Origin of the sequence: Ramlibacter sp., assembly GCF_035548915.1 — a bacterium.
GTDB lineage: Bacteria > Pseudomonadota > Gammaproteobacteria > Burkholderiales > Burkholderiaceae_C > Ramlibacter.
Genome location: NZ_DASZSE010000029.1, coordinates 134,195 through 153,089, shown reverse-complemented (window position 1 = coordinate 153,089; position 18,895 = coordinate 134,195). Strand labels below are relative to the sequence as shown.

Below are 18,895 nucleotides of genomic sequence, written 5' to 3'. Positions count from 1 at the left end.
GCCCTCGCAACCTTTTCACTCACAGATACGGAGTAATCAGACATGGCAGCAAAAGACGTAGTGTTCGGCGACGACGCCCGTCAACGCCTGATCGAAGGCGTGAACATCCTGGCCAACGCGGTCAAGAAGACCCTGGGCCCGAAGGGCCGCAACGTGGTGCTCGAGCGCAGCTTCGGCGCCCCCACCGTCACCAAGGACGGTGTCTCGGTCGCCAAGGAAATCGAGCTGAAGGACAAGCTCCAGAACATGGGCGCGCAGATGGTGAAGGAAGTCGCTTCCAAGACGAGCGACAACGCCGGTGACGGCACCACCACCGCCACCGTGCTCGCGCAGGCCATCGTCCGCGAAGGCATGAAGTACGTGGCCGCCGGCATGAACCCGATGGACTTGAAGCGTGGCATCGACCGCGCGGTCACCCAGCTCGTCGAGCAGCTGAAGAAGGCGTCCAAGCCCACCACGACCTCCAAGGAAATCGCGCAGGTCGGCTCCATCTCCGCCAACAGCGACGAGTCGATCGGCAAGATCATCGCCGACGCGATGGACAAGGTCGGCAAGGAAGGCGTGATCACCGTCGAGGACGGCAAGTCGCTGCAGAACGAGCTGGACGTCGTCGAAGGCATGCAGTTCGACCGCGGCTACCTGTCGCCCTACTTCATCAACAACCCCGAGAAGCAGGCCGCGATCCTCGAGAACCCGTTCGTGCTGCTGTACGACAAGAAGATCTCCTCGATCCGCGACCTCCTGCCGACGCTCGAGCAAGTGGCCAAGGCTTCGCGCCCGCTTCTGATCGTGGCCGAGGAAGTCGAAGGCGAAGCGCTCGCGACGCTCGTGGTCAACACGATCCGCGGCATCCTGAAGGTCGTGGCCGTCAAGGCGCCGGGCTTCGGTGACCGCCGCAAGGCCATGCTGGAAGACATCGCCATCCTGACGGGCGGCCAGGTGATCTCCGAAGAAACCGGCATGACCCTCGAGAAGGTCACGCTGGCGTCCCTCGGCCAGGCGAACCGCATCGAAGTGGGCAAGGAAAACACGACCATCATCGACGGCGCGGGCAAGGCCGCCGACATCGAAGGCCGCGTGAAGCAGATCCGCGTCCAGATCGAGGAAGCGACCTCCGACTACGACCGCGAGAAGCTGCAGGAACGCATGGCGAAGCTCGCCGGCGGCGTGGCCGTGATCAAGGTCGGCGCCGCGACCGAAGTCGAGATGAAGGAAAAGAAGGCTCGCGTGGAAGACGCGCTGCATGCCACCCGCGCTGCCGTGGAAGAGGGCATCGTGGCGGGCGGCGGTGTCGCGCTGCTGCGTGCGCGCCAGGCCGCGGGCGACATCAAGGGCGACAACCCCGACCAGGACGCCGGCATCAAGCTCGTGCTGAAGGCGATCGAGTCGCCGCTGCGCGAGATCGTCGCCAACGCCGGCGGCGAGCCGAGCGTGGTCGTGAACCGCGTGCTGGAAGGCAAGGGCAACTTCGGCTTCAACGCCGCCAATGACACCTACGGCGACATGATCGAGATGGGCATTCTCGATCCGACCAAGGTGACCCGCACCGCGCTGCAGAACGCGGCTTCCGTCGCGTCGCTGATGCTGACCACCGAAGCGATGGTCGCCGAAGCGCCGAAGGAAGAGTCGCCGATGCCCGCTGGCGGCATGGGTGGCATGGGCGGCATGGGCGGCATGGACATGTGATGAAAACACCCGGGAGTCGCCGCGCGGCTTCCAGGTGGTTCGAAGCAGATCGGAAAGCCGGGCAATGCCCGGCTTTTTTCATTCCTGTTGCCCGCGACACTGCGCGCCAGAGCGCGGCGAAAGAAGCGAGCTCGTCATTCCCGCGCAGGCGGGAATCCAAAGCGTGAGGAAGCCCTGGGTCGCCTTCGCGGGGATGACAATGTTCGGTGCCGACCTGACGTGTGGTTGAGGCCGCCCTGGTCTCAGCTCGGTGCCGATTTCATGTCTGCTCGCGCCGCACGTCATTCCGAAAGACCCGGCGTCTCGAGCGAAACCATGCCTTCGAAGATGTCCTTGTACGCGCAGTAGATGCCCAGCACCGTGAGCGGCGTGAGCACCAGCCACCCGAGCGCGAACGGGATCGAGGCCACGATGGCGGCCACGAGCCAGATCACGCTGTACACGAGGAAGGGGACGAAGTTCGCGAGCGTCGCCGACCAGCTCGCCTTCAGCGCATCGATGGCCGGCGTGTCGCGAAACACCACCAGCGCCGGAGCGAACCAGAACGCCATCGCGAACACGAATGCCAGCGCCAGGCCGACCAGCATCGCGATCATGCCCAGTGCGGCTGAAGCCATCAGCCCGCCCGCGCTGCGCGAAGCGCCCCCCAACATCATGCCCATCACCGCGCCGCCGCCCATGACGGCCATGACGAGAAAGGTGACGATGCTCGCCCCGACCGCGACCGCGCCCAGCGTGAGAAGCGGATTGAGCTTTTCCTTGAAGCCCGAGAAGAGATCGCCCACTTCGAGCGTGCCGCCTGTGTCGAGCTTGCGCGCGGCAAGCATCCAGCCGCCCAGGATGACCTGCGACAGCACCGCCGCCACGAGCCCTCCGATCACGGGAATGAACCCGAGCACGGCGAATCCCACGAAGAAGATCACGCCGAACACGAGCCACATGCCGGGGTTTTTCACGAACAGCGCCCAGGATTGCGTCCACCAGGCCGTACCTCGCCCGGCTTCCACTGTGCGGTGCTTTCCTCCGGATTCAACCACTGCATCCTCCATCGTCGCCCTCCAGTCGCGGTGCGGTTCGGATCGAACCGCTCGCGAGTATGCCGCGCCTGTGCGTCAGCGCAAGGTCAGACGCTGCAAAAGACCGGCGGTGGAGGTGTCGAGCCCCGTTGCGTCGCCGCTCGCAAGCCGCGGCGCGATGTCCTGCGCCAGCACCTTGCCGAGCTCCACTCCCCACTGGTCGAAACTGTCGATGCCCCAGATGGCGCCGCTCGCAAACACCCGGTGCTCGTAGAGCGCGATGAGCGCGCCCAGGCTGGCCGGCGAGAGTTCATCCAGCAGCAAGAAGGTGCTGGGCCGGTTGCCCGGAAAGTGCCGGTGGCCTCCCGCGTCGTCCCTGCCTTGCATGAGCGCCTGCGCCTGCGCGAGCGCGTTGGCCAGCAGCAAGTCGTGATGCAGGTCTAGCGCGTGCGAAGGCGTTTTCACGACGATGAACTCCACGGGCACGCGCTCGGTGCCCTGGTGCAGCATCTGGAAGTAAGCGTGCTGCGCATTGGTGCCGGGTTCGCCCCAGACCACCGGCGACGTGTCGCAATCGAGTGCGCGGCCGGCGGCGTCGACGCGCTTGCCGTTGCTTTCCATTTCGAGCTGCTGCAAGAACGCGGGCAGCCGCCGCAGGCTGCTGTGATAGGGCGCGATGCTGCGGCTCGCGAAGCCGTGGAAGTTGCGGTACCACACGTCCAGCAGGCCGAGCCGCACCGGAAGGTTCTGCTCGAGCGGCGCTTCGCGGAAATGCCGGTCCATCGCATGCGCGCCCGCGAGGAACTCGCGAAAGCGCCCGGCTCCGATGGCGATCGCGATCGGCAGGCCGATGGCCGACCAGAGCGAATAGCGGCCGCCGACCCAATCCCAGAAACCGAACGTGGTCTCGATGCCGAATTCGCGGGCCGCCTGCACGTTGGTCGTGAGCGCGACGAAATGGCGAGCCGTGTCGCCTGCGCCCTCGCGCTCGAACCAGGCCTTCGCCGAACGCGCGTTGGTCATCGTTTCGAGCGTGGTGAAGGTCTTCGAGGCGATGAGAAACAGCGTGCGCGCGGGACGCAGGTCCTTCAGCACGGCGTCCAGCTCATGCCCGTCGACATTGGAGACGAAGTGAAAGCGCTTGCCCGCGATCCGGAAGCCCTCGAGCGCGCCCACGACCATCTGCGGCCCAAGGTCCGAGCCGCCGATGCCGATGTTCACGACGTCGGTGATCGCGGAATCCGCGCGCGCGTGCTCGGCATAGGCGAGCATGGCGTCGAGCGTCGCGTGCACCGCTTCGGAGTCCGCGTCGCCCGCGATGCGCGGCGCTCGCAGCAGCCAGTGCTTCACCGCGCGGTGCTCGGTCGAATTGATGGGTTCGCCCGCGAACATCGCGTCGCGATGCGCTTCGAGCCGGCGCTCGTGCGCGAGCTGCACCAGCAGCGACTCGGTGTCCGCGTCTAGCAGGTTCTTCGACAGATCGGCGAACAGGTGCGGCGCCTCCTGGCTGAACGCGGCGAAGCGCTGCGGGTCCGCGCGAAATGCTTCGCGCAGGTCGAAGTCGCGCGCGCCTCCGGAATAGTGCACCTGCAGGTGCGGCCAGGCGACTGTGCCCGTGCAGCGCGGATCGGCGAAGTTCATCGTCATGACGAAGGAGCGGGCTTGGCGTCGGGAGGATCGATGCTGCGATTATGGATGCGCAAGCCCCAGCGCCCGGCAGAGTTGCTGCTCGACGTGCGCATCGCCTGCGCCCACGACGGCATCGCAATACGGCAGATCGAGCGTTCCGCCCTCGTGCGCGACGAGGACGAACTGCACGCGCGCATCGGCCAGCACGATCGCGGCCAAGCGGTCGAGCGAGTCTTCGCCTCGCGCGACCAGATGCTCGCCCACGCGCGCCTCGCCGGGCCGAACGAACCCGCCGCAGCGGCCTTCGCGCGCCGCGATCGCCTCGATCGCGCCAAAGTAGCGAGTCGCGTCGGCGGCGCCCGCCTCGAGCACGGCCAGCGGCACGCACCCATTGCCGCCGTCGGGGAAGAGATGGTCGAGCAGCCGTTGGTGCGCATCGGCTGTCGTGAAGGCCGGCGTGGCATTCACTTCACAGATCGCGCCGCCCGCTTCGTGCCAGGGGCGCGCGATGTCCGGCGTGATGAAGTCGATGCCCGCATGGTCGAGCCCGACGCTCGACGCCACGCGCTCGGCGAGCACCAGATTGTCGGGATGCGTCTCGTGCGTCACATCGGCCGAAAGGCCGCCGCTCGAGAGGTTCGAGTTCGAGCGCAATCGCACGATGCGGCCTTCGGCGGGCACGTCCTGCGCCGACAGGCCCTGTTCCCTCAGCAAGTGCGCAACGAGAGGTTCGTCCACCCGGGCGGCCGCGAAACGTCGCTGGATCGGGTCGGCGCGGCGACGCCGCGCGAGCTCGGCCGCGAGGTGCGCGACGGTGTCGCGGCCGTTGCCCGTCACGGTCGGCGCTTCGCGGCGCACTACGCCCACGCAGCGCCCACCGATCACGGTGAGGCGGTGATCGAATCCATCGATGTGCGACTCCACGAGCACCGCGCCATGCTTGCGCGCGAGCTCGAAGGCCCGCGTCACCGCTTCCGCGTCCTGCAGCCGCGTCGACACGGCCGTGCCGTAGTCGGTGGAAGTCGGCTTCACGACCACCGGGTAGCCGATCTCGCCGGCCGCTCGGACGGCAGCCTGCGCGTCGAGCACGACCTGCTGCCGCGCCACCGGAAAGCCCTGCTCGCGCAGGAGGTCGTTGGTCATCTCCTTGTGCGTGGAAAGCGCGGTCGCGAGATAGCCCGTGGCGCCCGTGAAGCCCCGCCAGAGTTGCTGCTGGCGGCGCCCGGTGCCCAGGCGATACGCCGGGAGCTGTCGGCACAGGCGTGTCACCGGAATTCCACGCGAGAGCGCCGCGAGCACGGCCTTCAGCGGACTCTCGTGTGGCCGCGCGGGTGCGAGGCGCTTGCTCGCCTCGTCGATGCTCCGCGCGGCGCCGCTCCTGAACGTCTCGAGGTCCGCTGTCTCGTCGAGCGCAAGTCCCCGCAGGATGTGGAAGGCGGCAACGCCGGCTTGCACACCGATGAACGGGTCGAACGTCGCGTAGCGGAATCCGCGCAGACTCGGCAAGCGAAGCGCCGCGAACCATTCCGCGGCATCGATGCTGCCGCCCGTCTGCAGCTCGATCGCGATCGATGCGGCGGCCGCTTCGATCGGATCGTCACCCGGTGCGCCGCGTCCGTAGCGTCCGCGAAGCAGGTGCGAGAGGTAACTGGCAAGCCTCGCGGGCGGCCCGTCGGGCCAGTGCACCTCCCAGCCGATGCAGGTGAGCGGCAGGGGCAAGCCGCCGTCGTGGCGCTCGTCGGGAAGGCGATGCAATGCAGGTGTTGCGGCGGTCACAGGCGCAGCATGCTACTGCAACATCCGCGGGCTGCCACTTGCGCCTCGGGCGGCCGTGCCTAGTCCGGATCGCCGCTGGGCGACTCGGGAGGGTGGATGACCATCGTCTGCGGCTCTTCTTCATCCGAATCCGGCATCACGCGAAGCGCGCCGACTGGAAAGAGCTCGTCGTCGTCCAAGTCGGCGCCGCCCTCGTCCGAATCCCCTTCGGCGACGTCGCCCTCCTCCGCATCGACTTGCGCGTAGAACATCGTGGAATAGTGCCCATCCTGCGTCGGCACCGACACCATCACGACTCCACCTCCGATGAAGGAGACATGCACGCTGTGCGTCGGGTCATCGGCTGCGTCCGAATCGACGTCCGAATCGGTTGCGTCCGCCGCGCGAGAGGTCGACACGGCAGAGTGCGCACACACCGACCCGGTCGCGCCCGCCCGTCGCGGGAGCCACAACGGGCTCGTGCAGCGGCGCGACGCGCGGATCGTTGAAAGACGAGGAAGACATTCGAGAAGTTCCTTTTTTTTTCCGCTGCAGAAAGCGACGAGCGATTGGCCGCGGGGAAAGCGCGGAGGAACTTCGTAACGCCGCAACGAAGAAGGTTCCTTGGAAGCCACGTACCGGTAACAGAGTTACTTGCCCGCAGTCCGCGCCGACTGCCGAACGCTTGGAACGCCAGTGTTCCTGCCCGGTTTTGAAATCCAGTTACAGTCACGGATTACGCTGCGGCAACTCACATGAGCTTCGATCTGGTCCTATTCGGCGGCACCGGCGACCTCGCCTGGCGCAAGCTGCTGCCCGCCCTTTTCCAGGCGTTTCGCCACGGCACGCTGCCCGCGGGCGGCCGCATCATCGCCATCGCGCGAGACGATCACTCCGACGAGCAGTACCGCTCGCTCATCCGCTCGCGCTTCGAGGAAGTCGACCTCGCCAAGCGCCCGAGCGCGGAAGAGTTCGAACGGTTCGCCGGGCTCTTGCACTACCTGCGGCTGGACGCCTCGAAGCCCGAGGACTTCGAGCGGCTTGCGCGCACCGTGAAGGAACGCAACGCGGATGTGGCCGTCGTCTATCTCGCCGTGGGCCCCGCCCTCTTCGCGCCGGTGTGCGAGCAGCTCGCCGCGCATGGCCTCAACACGGCGAACACGCGCATCGTGCTGGAAAAGCCGCTCGGCCACGACCTCGAATCGAACCGCGCGATCAACGAGACCGTGCGCGGCGCCTTCGGCGAGAACCAGATCTTCCGCATCGACCACTACCTCGGCAAGCCGTCGGTGCAGAACCTCTTCGCGCTGCGCTTCGGCAACGCGCTCTTCGAGCCGCTCTGGCGGCGCGACACGATCGCGAGCATCGAGATCACGATCGCCGAAGACCTCGGCGTGGAAAAGCGCGGCGCCTTCTACGACACGACGGGCGCGCTGCGCGACATGGTGCAGAACCACGCGCTGCAGCTGCTGTGCGCGATCGCGATGGAGCCGCCGATCAATGCGCACGCCGATGCGATCCGCGACGAAAAACTGAAGGTGCTGCGCTCGCTCAAAGCCTGGACGCCGCCGGACCTGCAGCAGCACGTGGTGCGCGGCCAATACGCGGCCGGCACGATCGACGGCGAACATGTGCCCGGCTATCGCGACGAGCGCGGCGTGGACCCGCAAAGCACGACGGAGACATTCGTCGCGCTGCGCGCCGAGATCGCGAGCTGGCGCTGGGCGGGCGTGCCCTTTTACATCCGCACCGGCAAGCGGCTCGCCGGGCGCGATGCGCACATCGTCGTGAACTTCCGCCAGACGCCGCACGCCATCTTCAACACACCCGCGGGCGCGGCCAACCGGCTCATGATCAGCCTGCAGCCACGCGACGGCCTGCAGCTTCACCTGCTCGCGCAGGGCCAGGAAAACCGGCGCAACGGCCATACGCTTTCGCCCGTGCACCTGGACCTCGACTTCGACCGCCGCTTCGGCTCGGAGCGCGTCGGCGCGTACGAGCGGCTGCTGCTCGACGTGATCGACGGGCGCCTGAACCTCTTCGTGCGCAGCGACGAGCAGGAAGAAGCGTGGCGCTGGGTCGAGCCGATTCTCGAATGGTGGGCGAACGACGAGAACGGCCCGCGCCCGTACGCGGCGGGCACGTGGGGCCCGAGCGCCTCGAGCGCGATGATCGCGCGCGACGGCTACTGCTGGAGCGAAGAGCTGTGAGCACGCTGCTGGACCGCATCAAGGCATCGATCGTGTCGCTCGCGCCGGCCGAACAGCGCGTGGCGAAGCTCGTGCTCGGCGATCCGCGCAGTTTCGCGAACCTTCCCGTGAGGGAGCTCGCCGAACTCGCGCACGTGAGCAAGCCCACCGTCGTGCGCTTTTGCCGCAGCATGGGCTACGACGGCCTGTCGGACTTCAAGCTGAAGCTCGCCGGCAGCGTGAGCGAGGGCGTGCCCTTCATTCACCGCAGCGTCGACGCCGACGACAGGACGGGCGACGTGCTCGTGAAGGTGATCGACAACATCGTGGCCGCGCTCCTGCGCTACCGCAACGAGGCGAGCGCGGTGCCGATGGATCGCGCGGCCGAGGTGCTCGCCTCCACCCATCGCACCGGGCGGCGCATCGAGTTCTACGGCGCGGGCAATTCCGGCATCGTGGCGCAGGACGCCCAGCACAAGTTCTTCCGCCTGGGCATGAGCTGCATCGCCTACAGCGACGGCCACATGCAGGTGATGGGCGCGACACTGCTCGCGCCCGGCGACTGCGCCGTGATCATCTCGAACTCGGGCCGCACGCGCGACCTGATGGATGCCTGCGACATCGCGCGCAGGAACGGCGCGACGACGATCGTGATCACCGCGAGCGGCTCGCCGCTCGCCTCGGCCGGGCACATCCACCTCGCCGCGGACCACCCCGAGGGCTACGACCGCTACAGTCCGATGGTGTCGCGCCTGCTGCACCTCGCGATCATCGACATCCTCGCGACCTCGGTTGCCTTGCGCATCGGAGGAGCGAGGCTGCAGCCGATCCTGCGGGAGATGAAGAACAACCTGCGCAACAAGCGCTACGCCTGATCAGGCGAGCCGCAGGAGTCGGCCCGGGGCGATCTCTTGCGGCAGATCGAAAAGCACGGGCTGGATCACAGCCGACCTTCCTCGACGCCATGACACGCGACCTGGATGCCCTCGAATTCGAGCAGCGCCGGCCGCTCCTGGCGGCACCGCTCGTTCGCATAGGGACAGCGGGGGTGGAACGTGCAGCCCGCGGGCGGATCGAGCGGATTGGGCACTTCGCCTTGCACGGGCGTGCGCGCGCGGCCGGTGTCGTGCAGTTTCGGGATCGCCTCCAGCAGCATGCGCGTGTACGGATGACGCGGCTGTCCGAAGAGGCGATGCGTGCCCGCGAGTTCGACGATGCGCCCAAGATACATCACCCCGACTTCGTCGCTCACATGCCGCACCACGGCGAGGTTGTGCGAGATGAAGAGGTAGGTGAGGCCGCGTTCGCGCTGCAGGTCCTTCATGATGTTCAGGACCTGCGCCTGCACGCTCACGTCGAGCGCGGAGGTCGGCTCGTCGCACACGAGGAAATCCGGGTGCGTGGCGAGCGCCCGCGCGATGGAGATGCGCTGGCGCTGGCCGCCCGAGAACTGGTGCGGATACTTCTGCATGTCGCGCTCGACCAGGCCGACCGAGCGCAGGAGCTCGCCCACCCGTTCGCGCACCGCGTCGCCGCGCCGGGCCATGCCGTGCTCGCGCAAGGGCTCGGCGACGATCGCTTCCACCGTCCAGCGCGGATTGAGACTGGCATACGGGTCCTGGAAGATCATCTGGATGCGGCGCCGCAGGTCGCGCGCACCCGCGCTCCGGTAGGCCGCGTGCGCGTCCTGCCCGTCGAAGGAGAAGCTGCCGCGCGTGGGGCGGTACAGGCCCACGAGCAGGCGCGCGACCGTGCTCTTGCCGCAGCCGGATTCGCCGACGAGCCCGAGCGTGCGGCCCTTCGCGATGTCGAAGCTCACGCCATCCACCGCGTGCAGCATCCGGCGTGGCCTGTGTTCGAGGACGCGGTCGAGCAACGGCGGGGAGACGTCGAACGACTTGGCCAGGTCGAGGGCCTGGACCAAAGGGGTGGCCGGCGTGCCCCTCACCCCCGCCCCACCCCTCGCTTCGCTCTCCCCAGAGGGGAGAGGGAGTACTGCTTCGGAAGAGTTCATTGCCCGCCTCCCGCATCGTGCAGCCAGCACGCCGCGTGCGTCGCGCCGGCGGCGATGAGCTCCGGGCGCTCGCGCGTGCAGCGGTCGAACACGCGCGGACAGCGCGGGTTGTAAGCGCAGCCGCTCGGAATGGCGTCGAGCCGCGGCATCGCCCCGTCGATCTGCGCGAGGCGCTCGCGGTCCTGCGCCATGTCGGGGATCGACGCCATCAGGCCCATCGTGTAGGGATGCGCCGCCTGGTGGATCACCTCGTGCACCGGCCCGATCTCCGCGATGCGGCCCGCATACATCACGGCGACGCGGTCGGACGTCTCCGCGATCACGCCCATGTCGTGCGTGATGAGCATCACGGCCGCGCCGTGTTCGCGGCACACGCGCTTCAGCAGCTGGATGATCTGCGCCTGGATCGAGACGTCGAGCGCGGTGGTCGGCTCGTCCGCGACGATGAGTCTCGGCTCGGCCGCGAGCGCGAGCGCGATCACGACGCGCTGGCGCATGCCGCCGGAGAACTGGTGCGGATAATGGTCGATGCGCTCGGCCGCGGCCGGGATGCCCGTGTCCTCCAGCAACGCGATCGCGCGGCGCCGCGCCTCCCCGGCCGTCACGGGCAGGTGCGTCTGGATGGTTTCCGTGAGCTGCCGCCCGATCGTGTAGAGCGGATCGAGCGAAGTGAGCGGGTCCTGGAAGATCGCACCGATCCTGCGGCCGCGGATGCGCCGCATCTTTTCATAGGGGAGGTTGTCGATGCGCTGGCCTTCGAGCAGGATCTCGCCGCCCGCGATGCGCCCGGGCGGCTCCAGCAGACCGATGATCGCGGCACCGGTGAGCGACTTGCCCGCGCCCGATTCGCCGACGACACCGAGCACTTCGCCCGGCTCGATGTGAAACGAGATGTCGTCGAGCGCGCGCAGCGTCGCGCGGCGCGTCGGGAATTCGACGACGAGGTTGCGGACTTCGAGCAGGCTCATCGCGTCGCGGGGATCGAGGCGCTCATCTGAGCCGCGGGTTCAGCGCGTCGCGCAGCCAGTCCCCGAGCAGGTTCACCGAAAGCGCGATCAGGATCAGCATGAGCCCGGGAAAGAGTGCGATCCACCATTCGCCCGACAGCAGATAGCTGTTGCCCTGTCCGATGAGCGTGCCGAGCGAAGGCGACGTGGGCGGCACGCCGACGCCCAGGAACGACAGCGTCGCCTCGATGATGATCGCCGTCGCGATCTGGATCGTGGCGAGCACGAAGACGGGCCCGAGCACGTTGGGCAGCACGTGCCGCGTCATGATGCGTAGCGGCGCGACGCCCGTGACGCGCGCGGCCTGCACGTACTCCTTCTGGCGCTCCACGAGCGTGGAGCCGCGCACGGTGCGCGCGTACTGCACCCAGCCCGTGAGCGCGATCGCGAGGATCAGGACGCCGAATGCGACCGACGTATGCGCATCGGGAAAGAGGGCGCGTCCCACGCCCGCGATCAGGAGCGCGATGAGGATCGCGGGAAAACTCAGCATCACGTCGCAAAGGCGCATGAGAAAGCTGTCGATCCACCCGCCGAAAAATCCCGCCACGAGCCCGAGCGCCACGCCCGCGAGCACCGACAGCGCGACCGACACCAGGCTCACGACGAGCGAGATGCGCGCACCGAACATGAGGGCCGACAGGATGTCGCGCCCCTGCTCGTCGGTGCCGAGCGGGTACTTCGCGTGGCCCTGCGGCATCCAGCCCGGAGGCAGATGCGCGTCGGACAGTTCCAGCGTCGTCAGGTCGAACGGATTGTGCGGCGCGACCCAGTTCGCGAAGAGCGAACAGAAGATGCACACGAACGCTACCGCCGCCGCCGCCATCGCCACGGGCGACGTGCGAAAGCTGTAGCCGACGTCGCTCGCGAGCCAGTTCGAAAGGACGGCTTTCAAGCGCGCGCTACTTCTGGATCGTGATCCACTTGAAGTACATCGCGTTGTCCGCGAGCTGCACGAGATTCACCTTCTTGCTCACGCCCCAGGCGAGCGACTGCTGGTGCAGCGGGATGTGGCCCACGTCGTCGTGATGGATCTTGAAGGCCTCGCGGATCATCTGGTTGCGCTTCGCCTTGTCCGTCTCCACCTGGATCGCGAGGATCAGTTTGTCGAGCTCGGGGTTGCAGTAAGCGCCGAGGTTGAACTTGCCGTAGCCCTGCTTGTCGTCCACGCAGCGCGCGAGCGCGTCGAGCGAGTTGTGCGCGTCGTAGGTGGTGGGCGTCCAGCCGAGCATGTAGAAGCTCGTGTCGCGGCGCAGCACCTTCGGGAAGTACGTGCCCTTCGTCTCGGCGGCCAGGTTGATCTTCACGCCCACGCGCGCGAGATTCGCGGCGACCGCCTGGCAGATGCGCGCGTCGTTCACGTAGCGGTCGTTCGGGCAGTTGAGCGTCACTTCGAAGCCGTTCGGATAGCCCGCTTCGGCCAGGAGCTTCTTCGACGCTTCCGGGTCGTACGGATAGCGCTTGTCCATGTCGGGCTGATAGCCGTTCACGCCGGGGCCCACGAGCAGCGCGGTCGGATGCGAGGCGCCGCGCATCACCGTCTTCTTGATGCCTTCGATGTCGATCGCCTGGTAGAAGGCGAGCCGCACGCGGCGGTCCTTGAACGGGTTCTTGCCTTTCACGCTCGAGTACTGCAGCTCGTCGCGCTTCTGGTCCATGCCGAGAAAGATCGTGCGCATCTCGGCGCCCACGATCACCTTGGCATTGGGCGAGGCGTTGACGCGTTCGATGTCCTGCAGCGGCACCGGCTCCATCACGTCCACTTCACCCGACAGAAGCGCCGCGACGCGCGTCGCGTCGTTGCCGATGGGCGTGAAGATCACTTCCTGAGCGTTGCCCTCGATCTTGCCCCAGTAGTTGCCGTTGCGAACGAAGGTGGTCCGCACGTTCGGCTGGCGTTCGCGCAGGCGATACGGGCCGGTGCCGTTGGCCCGGAACGAAGCGGCGTTCTCGATGCCCTTTCTGCGGTCCACCGGATGCACGGCCTGGTTTTCCTCGCACCAGGCCTTGCTCATCATGTAGGTGGTGGACAGCTGGTCCAGCAGGATCGGAAACGGCGCCTTGGTCTCGATGTCGACCGTGTAGTCGTTCACCTTGCGCACTTCCTTGATGGGCGACACGGCGCCCTTCAGGTCGCCGCCGTCGTCGTCGGCGCGCTTCAGCGAAAAGAGGACGTCGTCCGCGGTGAACGGCTTGCCGTCGTGAAAGCGCACGCCGCGGCGCAGTTCGATGCGCCACACGGTGGGCGACGTCTGCTTCCACGACGTGGCGAGCGCGGGCGCGAGCGACAGATCCTTGTTGCGCCCCGCGAGGGGCTCGTACACATTTCCGAGAACGGAAAGCTGAAGCGACTCGTTGAGCGAATGCGGGTCCATCGACAGGGCATCGCCCTGGTTGGCGATGCGCACGGTCTGCGCCTGCACCGCGAGGGCGACGAAAAGCGCGGCCGAGCAGAGGTAGGACTTGAATTTCATGGGTTTCTCCGTGGTTCGTTGTAGTGGGCGGCGGCCCTCACCCGGCCGGCGGCAGCGGCATCGCCTGCTCGGCGATGCCCGCGTGGAGCGCCGCACCGAGCGGCAGGATGTCGTCGTTGAAATCGTAGCGCGCGTTGTGCAGCATGCAGCTGCCCTCGCCGCCTTGCCCGATGCGCAGGTACGCGCCGGGCTTCGCCTGCAGCATGAACGAGAAGTCTTCGGCGCCCATGCTCGGCTCCATGTCGCGCACCACGTGCTCGGCGCCGACCAGCGATTCGGCCACGTCGGCCGCGAACATCGCCTCGCGCGCCGAGTTGATCGTGGCCGGATAGATTCGTTCGTACTGCACCTTGGCCGTCGCGCCAAAGCCGAGCGCCACGGCGCCGCACAGCTCGTTCAGGCGCCGCTCCACGAGGGCCTGCACTTCCGGATCGAAGGTGCGCACCGTGCCGACGATCGTCGCCTTGCCCGGGATCACGCTCATCGCATGCAGGTCGCCGGCTTGCATCGCGCACAGGCTGATGACCGCCGATTCGACCGGGCGGATGTTGCGCGACACGATGCTCTGCACGGCGGTGATGATGTGCCCGGCCACGAGCACGGGGTCCACCGCGAGGTACGGATGCGCGCCATGCCCGCCTTTGCCCGTGATCTCGATCGTGATGCGGTCGGCCGACGCCATCATCGCGCCGTCGGTCGTGCCGAACATGCCGGGCTTCATGCTCGGCCAGTTGTGCATCGCGTACACCGCCTCGACGGGGAAGCGGTCGAAGAGGCCATCCTCGATCATCGCCTTCGCACCGGCGAAGCCTTCCTCGCCGGGCTGGAAGATGAGCACCGCGGTGCCGTCGAAGTTGCGCGTCTCGGCCAGGTAGCGCGCGGCGCCGATCAGCATCGCCACGTGGCCGTCGTGGCCGCAGCCGTGCATCATGCCCTGCTTCACGGATTTCCACGGGAAGTCGTTGCCCTCGGTCATCGTGAGCGCATCCATGTCGGCGCGCAGGCCCAGCATGCGGCCGCTCGCGTGGCTGCGCCCGCGCACGACCCCCACCACGCCCGTCTTGCCGATGCCGGTGTGCACCTCGTCGACGCCGCAGACGCGCAGCGCCTCCTGCACCCGAGCCGAGGTGTAGACCTCCTCGAAGCCGAGCTCCGGATGCGCGTGCAAGTCGCGCCGGAACGTCGTGAGCTCGGGATGGAATTGAGCGATGTGCGAGAAGGGGCGCCCCTTCGCCTTCAGACGGTTCGGATTCACGGGGGCCAACATGCTTCTTAGTGGCTCCCCACGGCGGCGGCGCCGAGGCGTGGATCCACGGCGGCGTACAGGAGGTCGACCACGAGGTTGATGATCACGAAGATGAGCGCGACGAGGCAGAGGTAGGCCGCCATCACCGGAATGTCGGCGAAGGTCACTGCCTGGATGAAGAGCAGCCCCATGCCCGGCCATTGGAACACGGTCTCGGTGATGATCGCGAAGGCGATGATGCCTCCGAGCTGCAGGCCCGTCACGGTCATCACCGGCACGAGCGTGTTCTTCAGCGCGTGGCCGAAGTGGATCGCGCGGTTCGTGAGGCCGCGCGCGCGCGCGAACTTGATGTAGTCGGTGCGCAGCACTTCGAGCATCTCGGCGCGCACGAGCCGCATGATGAGCGTGAGCTGGAAGATCGCAAGGGTGAGCGCGGGCAGCACGATGTGGTGCCAGCCGTCGCGAGTGGCGAGCCCCGTGGACCACCAGCCGAGCGCCACCGTCTCGCCGCGGCCGAAGCTCGGGAACCAGCCGAGCAGCACCGCGAACACCAGGATCAGCAGGATGCCCACCAGAAACGGCGGCAACGAGACGCCCAGCAGCGACAGCGTCATGAGGAGTTGGCTCGTGAACGTGCCGCGCCTGAGCGCGGCGTAGACGCCCGCCGGAATCCCCACCACGAGCGAGAGGACGGCGGCGACCAGGGCGAGCTCCAGCGTCGCGGGAAAGCGTTCGCCGATGAGGCGCGAGACCCTCGCGCCCAGCCGCAGCGACAGGCCGAATTCACCCTGCGCCGCATTCACGAGGAAGTGCCAGAACTGCACGAAAAAAGGCTGGTCGAGCCCGAGCTCGCTGCGCAGCCGTGCGATCTGATCGGGCTTCGCGTCCTGCCCGAGGAGGAACACGACGGGGTCTCCGACGTACTGGAAGAGAAGAAAAGCGATGAATGCGACAGACACCATCACCACGACGGCCTGGAGCAAGCGGCGCACGATGAAGGCGAACATGAGAGGGCGACTGCGGCAAACCGGGCGATGCTAGCAGAGCAGCGAGTGAGCCGACAGCGGGAAAAACGAGTGGAAACGGGGTCGCCGGAGAAAAAAAAAGGGCCGCCCCGAGGGGCGGCCCGTTTCAAGTTTCTTGTTCTCGCTGCGGTGACGATCAGAAGCTGTGGCGGATGCCCAGGTCCAGACCGCTCGACGAGTTGTTGATACCCGTGACCGCGCCGTTGAGCGAGGAAGCCGCGCCGTCCTTGTTGGACACGTGGGCGTACGTCGCGTACAGGGCCGTGCGCTTCGACATGTTGTGCACGTAGCCGAGCGCCCACTTGTTGGTGCGCGGATCGGTACCCACGGGCACGTCGGTCTTGTAGCGCGAGATGGCGAGGCGGATTTCGCCGGGGCCCACGGGGATCAGGCCACCGATCAGGCCGCCACGGCCCTTGGTCGCACCGGCCTTGTCCCATTCGTACTCGCCCATCAGCTTGGCGACGCCGAAGTCCCATTGGCCGCCGACGTTGTTCTGCGACACGTTGCCGGTCGAGTAGTCGGTGTGGCTGAAGGCCGCGGCGACGTTGAACGGACCGGAAGCGAAGCCGAGGCGCACGCCGTAGCCGTTGCCGTCGTCCTTGTTGGCGACGTTGGAGTTGTTCTCGCCCATGTAGTACTGGAGCTGGCCGTAGAAGCCGCCCAGGTTCGCGGGCAGGAAGTAGCCGACGCCGTTGGACGAGCGAACCGCCGTCACGCCAGTGATGATGGAGTTCAGGACCTGGGTGGTACCGACGCCGTTCGTGCCGAACGGATCGAACACGGTGATGTTCCAGAATTGCGGCGTGTAGTCGCGGCCCAGACGCAGTTCACCCCATCCGCCGGCGAGGCTCACGGTGGAGCGGCGGTTGAACGTGAGGCCCTGGCCACCGGCCAGACCGGCCAGCGCGTTGCCGGAAGCCTGGTTGTTCGTGTTGGTGCCTGCACCGGTGCCGTTGTCGTTGTTCACGCTGGCTTCGAGCCAGAACGACGCCGACATGCCACCGCCCAGGTCTTCCGTGCCGCGGAAGCCGAGGCGCGAGCTGTTGTAGCCCGAGTTGCCGAGCTGATGCTTGTTGCTGACGGAGCCATGGCCCCACATCAGCGTCGCGTCGACGATACCGAACAGCGTGACCGACGATTGGGCGGAAGCCGAGCCGGCGGCAGCCAGCACGGCCAACGCAATCAGTGACTTTTTCATGCAAGTTTCTCCAAGGTTAAACATGGGGCTCCGGTGCGTGTGGGGCGGTATCACGGCCAATTGCAGGAGCAATGAGGACGGCAGGTTCCGCATCCACCCGGATCCCCGGGCCAACCTCCTTTTGGGAAGTTGACGCTATTGCACCAGAGGGGCTTTTCCTGAGCAAAGTATTTCGCCCTGTGGCCGGGCATTCGTTGCACCCGGACAACATTCCGGCCACCGCAGAGTGAAGGCCGCGCAACAGGTCCCGCGCCGCGTTTCGGAATACAAAAATCCGCCCTCCAAAGGACGCACTTGACATCCAAAGACGATTGCGGCAAGCGATGTAGACTTTGCGGCATGGATTCGTTTTTCGGCGCGCTCGACGGCGCATTGCGCACCTTGTTCGCGACGCCGCGCGCGATGCGGCCGTGCCCGACCGTCCCGGCGGACGAGACTCACCTCGGGCTGCAGGAAAAGCAGCATGCGGCCGCCCTCATGCGCGTGAACCACGTGGGCGAGATCTGCGCGCAGGCGCTCTACACGGCACAGGCGATCGCCACGCCCAACGAGGCGCTCAGGCAGCACTTCCAGCGCGCGGCGCGCGAGGAGACGGACCACCTCGCGTGGACCCGGGCTCGCCTCGAGGAGCTCGGCTCGCGCCCGTCGCTGCTGAATCCGCTCTGGTACGCGGGCGCGTTCGGCATCGGGCTCGTGGCGGGGCGGCTCGGCGACGCGCTGAGCCTCGGCTTCGTGGTCGAGACGGAGCGCCAGGTGGAGCAGCACCTGCAGGGCCACCTCGAGCGGCTGCCGGCGGGCGATCACGCATCGCGCGCGATCGTCGCGCAGATGAAAGACGACGAGGCAGGCCATGCGGTGCAGGCCGAACGCGCCGGCGCGGCGGAACTGCCGCAGGTCGCGAAACTCGCGATGAAAGCCGCGGCGAAAGTCATGACCACCACGGCGCGCTATGTGTGATGCGGCCCATCGCATGCGGGTGGGCTACCTGAGGCTTCGATAAGACCCTCCCACGCGCCCCCGCCTGCCGCCACCCTCGCTTCCCGCCATGAGGGCAAGCGGCAGAAAACACACGCCGCCGCCAGCGGGTCAGGCCTCGAGGACGTCGAACGACGTCGTGATCTCGGCGGTCTTGCCGAGCATCACGCTCGCCGAACAGTATTTGTCGTGGCTGAGCGCGATCGCGCGCTCGACGGCCTCGCGCGGCACGCCCTTGCCGGTCACGGTGAAGTGCATTCGAAGCTTCGTGAACACTTTCGGGTCGGTCTCGGCCCGGTCGGCCTGCAGCTTCACCGTGCAGCCGCGCACGTCGTGACGGCCGCGCTTGAGGATCAGCACCACGTCGTAAGCCGTGCAGCCGCCGGTGCCCGCGAGCAGCGTCTCCATCGGGCGCGGCGCCAGATTGAGACCGCCGTTTTGCGGGTTCTGCGCGTCCGGCGCGCCATCCATCGCGAGCACGTGCCCGCTGCCGGTTTCGGCGACGAATCCCATCCCGGAGCGCGCGCCCGTCGCGCCGGTCCAGCTCACTGTGCATTCCATTCGAGAGTTCTCCGGCAAACCGCAGCGTCCGATGGCGAACTTTGTGCTGAGTCGCGCGCGCAACACGCTTGTGCGCCGCAGCAAAAGCATCGCTATACTGCATCGCAAGCATACCGG

The 18,895-nt window shown here is 67.2% G+C and carries 16 protein-coding genes; 4 read left to right on the top strand and 12 right to left on the bottom strand.

Going from position 1 to position 18,895, the window contains the following annotated elements:
- The first annotated feature begins 42 nt into the window (after positions 1-42).
- Complete coding sequence (gene groL / locus VHA82_RS10835) at positions 43-1,686, top strand: chaperonin GroEL (protein ID WP_325543407.1); 1,644 nt, start codon at positions 43-45, stop codon at positions 1,684-1,686.
- 281 nt (positions 1,687-1,967) lie between these two features.
- On the opposite strand, the gene VHA82_RS10830 is transcribed toward groL, so the two are convergent.
- The 4 genes from VHA82_RS10830 to VHA82_RS10815 form a co-directional block, all read right to left on the bottom strand.
- Complete coding sequence (locus VHA82_RS10830) at positions 1,968-2,723, bottom strand: BPSS1780 family membrane protein (RefSeq protein ID WP_325543405.1); 756 nt, start codon at positions 2,721-2,723, stop codon at positions 1,968-1,970.
- Positions 2,724-2,798: 75 nt separating this feature from the next.
- Complete coding sequence (pgi, locus tag VHA82_RS10825; protein WP_325543403.1) at positions 2,799-4,349, bottom strand: glucose-6-phosphate isomerase; 1,551 nt, start codon at positions 4,347-4,349, stop codon at positions 2,799-2,801.
- Between the two features lie 42 nt (positions 4,350-4,391).
- Positions 4,392-6,107, bottom strand: coding sequence for an acetate--CoA ligase family protein (locus VHA82_RS10820; protein ID WP_325543401.1), 1,716 nt, complete (start codon positions 6,105-6,107; stop codon positions 4,392-4,394).
- Positions 6,108-6,166: 59 nt separating this feature from the next.
- On the bottom strand, positions 6,167-6,505 hold the full coding sequence (locus tag VHA82_RS10815) for a hypothetical protein (RefSeq protein WP_325543399.1): 339 nt from the start codon (positions 6,503-6,505) through the stop codon (positions 6,167-6,169).
- 336 nt (positions 6,506-6,841) lie between these two features.
- On the opposite strand from VHA82_RS10815, the gene zwf reads away from it, so the two are divergent.
- Together zwf and VHA82_RS10805 are read left to right on the top strand one after the other, a co-directional pair.
- Positions 6,842-8,296 (top strand): glucose-6-phosphate dehydrogenase, encoded by a 1,455-nt coding sequence (zwf, locus tag VHA82_RS10810; RefSeq protein WP_325543397.1) that lies wholly within the window; start codon positions 6,842-6,844, stop codon positions 8,294-8,296.
- A gap of 5 nt (positions 8,297-8,301) precedes the next feature.
- Positions 8,302-9,150, top strand: coding sequence for a MurR/RpiR family transcriptional regulator (locus tag VHA82_RS10805; protein WP_325543431.1), 849 nt, complete (start codon positions 8,302-8,304; stop codon positions 9,148-9,150).
- Positions 9,151-9,215: 65 nt separating this feature from the next.
- Here VHA82_RS10805 and VHA82_RS10800 read toward each other — a convergent pair whose 3' ends face one another.
- The 7 genes from VHA82_RS10800 to VHA82_RS10770 all read right to left on the bottom strand — a co-directional run bounded on the left by VHA82_RS10800 (position 9,216) and on the right by VHA82_RS10770 (position 17,242).
- A complete protein-coding gene (locus VHA82_RS10800) occupies positions 9,216-10,199 on the bottom strand; it encodes an oligopeptide/dipeptide ABC transporter ATP-binding protein (protein ID WP_325543395.1) in 984 nt (327 codons plus the stop codon).
- A gap of 86 nt (positions 10,200-10,285) precedes the next feature.
- Positions 10,286-11,257, bottom strand: coding sequence for an ABC transporter ATP-binding protein (locus tag VHA82_RS10795; protein ID WP_325543393.1), 972 nt, complete (start codon positions 11,255-11,257; stop codon positions 10,286-10,288).
- Between the two features lie 22 nt (positions 11,258-11,279).
- Positions 11,280-12,191: an ABC transporter permease gene (locus VHA82_RS10790; RefSeq protein ID WP_325543391.1), complete on the bottom strand. Its 912-nt coding sequence runs from the start codon at positions 12,189-12,191 to the stop codon at positions 11,280-11,282.
- 7 nt (positions 12,192-12,198) lie between these two features.
- Positions 12,199-13,770: an ABC transporter substrate-binding protein gene (locus VHA82_RS10785; RefSeq protein ID WP_325543389.1), complete on the bottom strand. Its 1,572-nt coding sequence runs from the start codon at positions 13,768-13,770 to the stop codon at positions 12,199-12,201.
- 37 nt (positions 13,771-13,807) lie between these two features.
- A complete protein-coding gene (locus tag VHA82_RS10780) occupies positions 13,808-15,037 on the bottom strand; it encodes a M20 aminoacylase family protein (protein WP_414708642.1) in 1,230 nt (409 codons plus the stop codon).
- A 5-nt stretch (positions 15,038-15,042) separates the two neighbouring features.
- Positions 15,043-16,023 (bottom strand): ABC transporter permease, encoded by a 981-nt coding sequence (locus VHA82_RS10775; protein ID WP_325543384.1) that lies wholly within the window; start codon positions 16,021-16,023, stop codon positions 15,043-15,045.
- 154 nt (positions 16,024-16,177) lie between these two features.
- Positions 16,178-17,242, bottom strand: a complete 1,065-nt coding sequence (locus VHA82_RS10770; RefSeq protein WP_325543381.1) for a porin — start codon at positions 17,240-17,242, stop codon at positions 16,178-16,180.
- Positions 17,243-17,581: 339 nt separating this feature from the next.
- On the opposite strand from VHA82_RS10770, the gene coq7 reads away from it, so the two are divergent.
- Positions 17,582-18,199, top strand: coding sequence for a 2-polyprenyl-3-methyl-6-methoxy-1,4-benzoquinone monooxygenase (gene coq7 / locus VHA82_RS10765; RefSeq protein ID WP_325543378.1), 618 nt, complete (start codon positions 17,582-17,584; stop codon positions 18,197-18,199).
- A 129-nt stretch (positions 18,200-18,328) separates the two neighbouring features.
- Here coq7 and VHA82_RS10760 read toward each other — a convergent pair whose 3' ends face one another.
- On the bottom strand, positions 18,329-18,778 hold the full coding sequence (locus tag VHA82_RS10760) for an OsmC family protein (protein WP_325543376.1): 450 nt from the start codon (positions 18,776-18,778) through the stop codon (positions 18,329-18,331).
- Between the last annotated feature and the right edge of the window lie 117 nt (positions 18,779-18,895).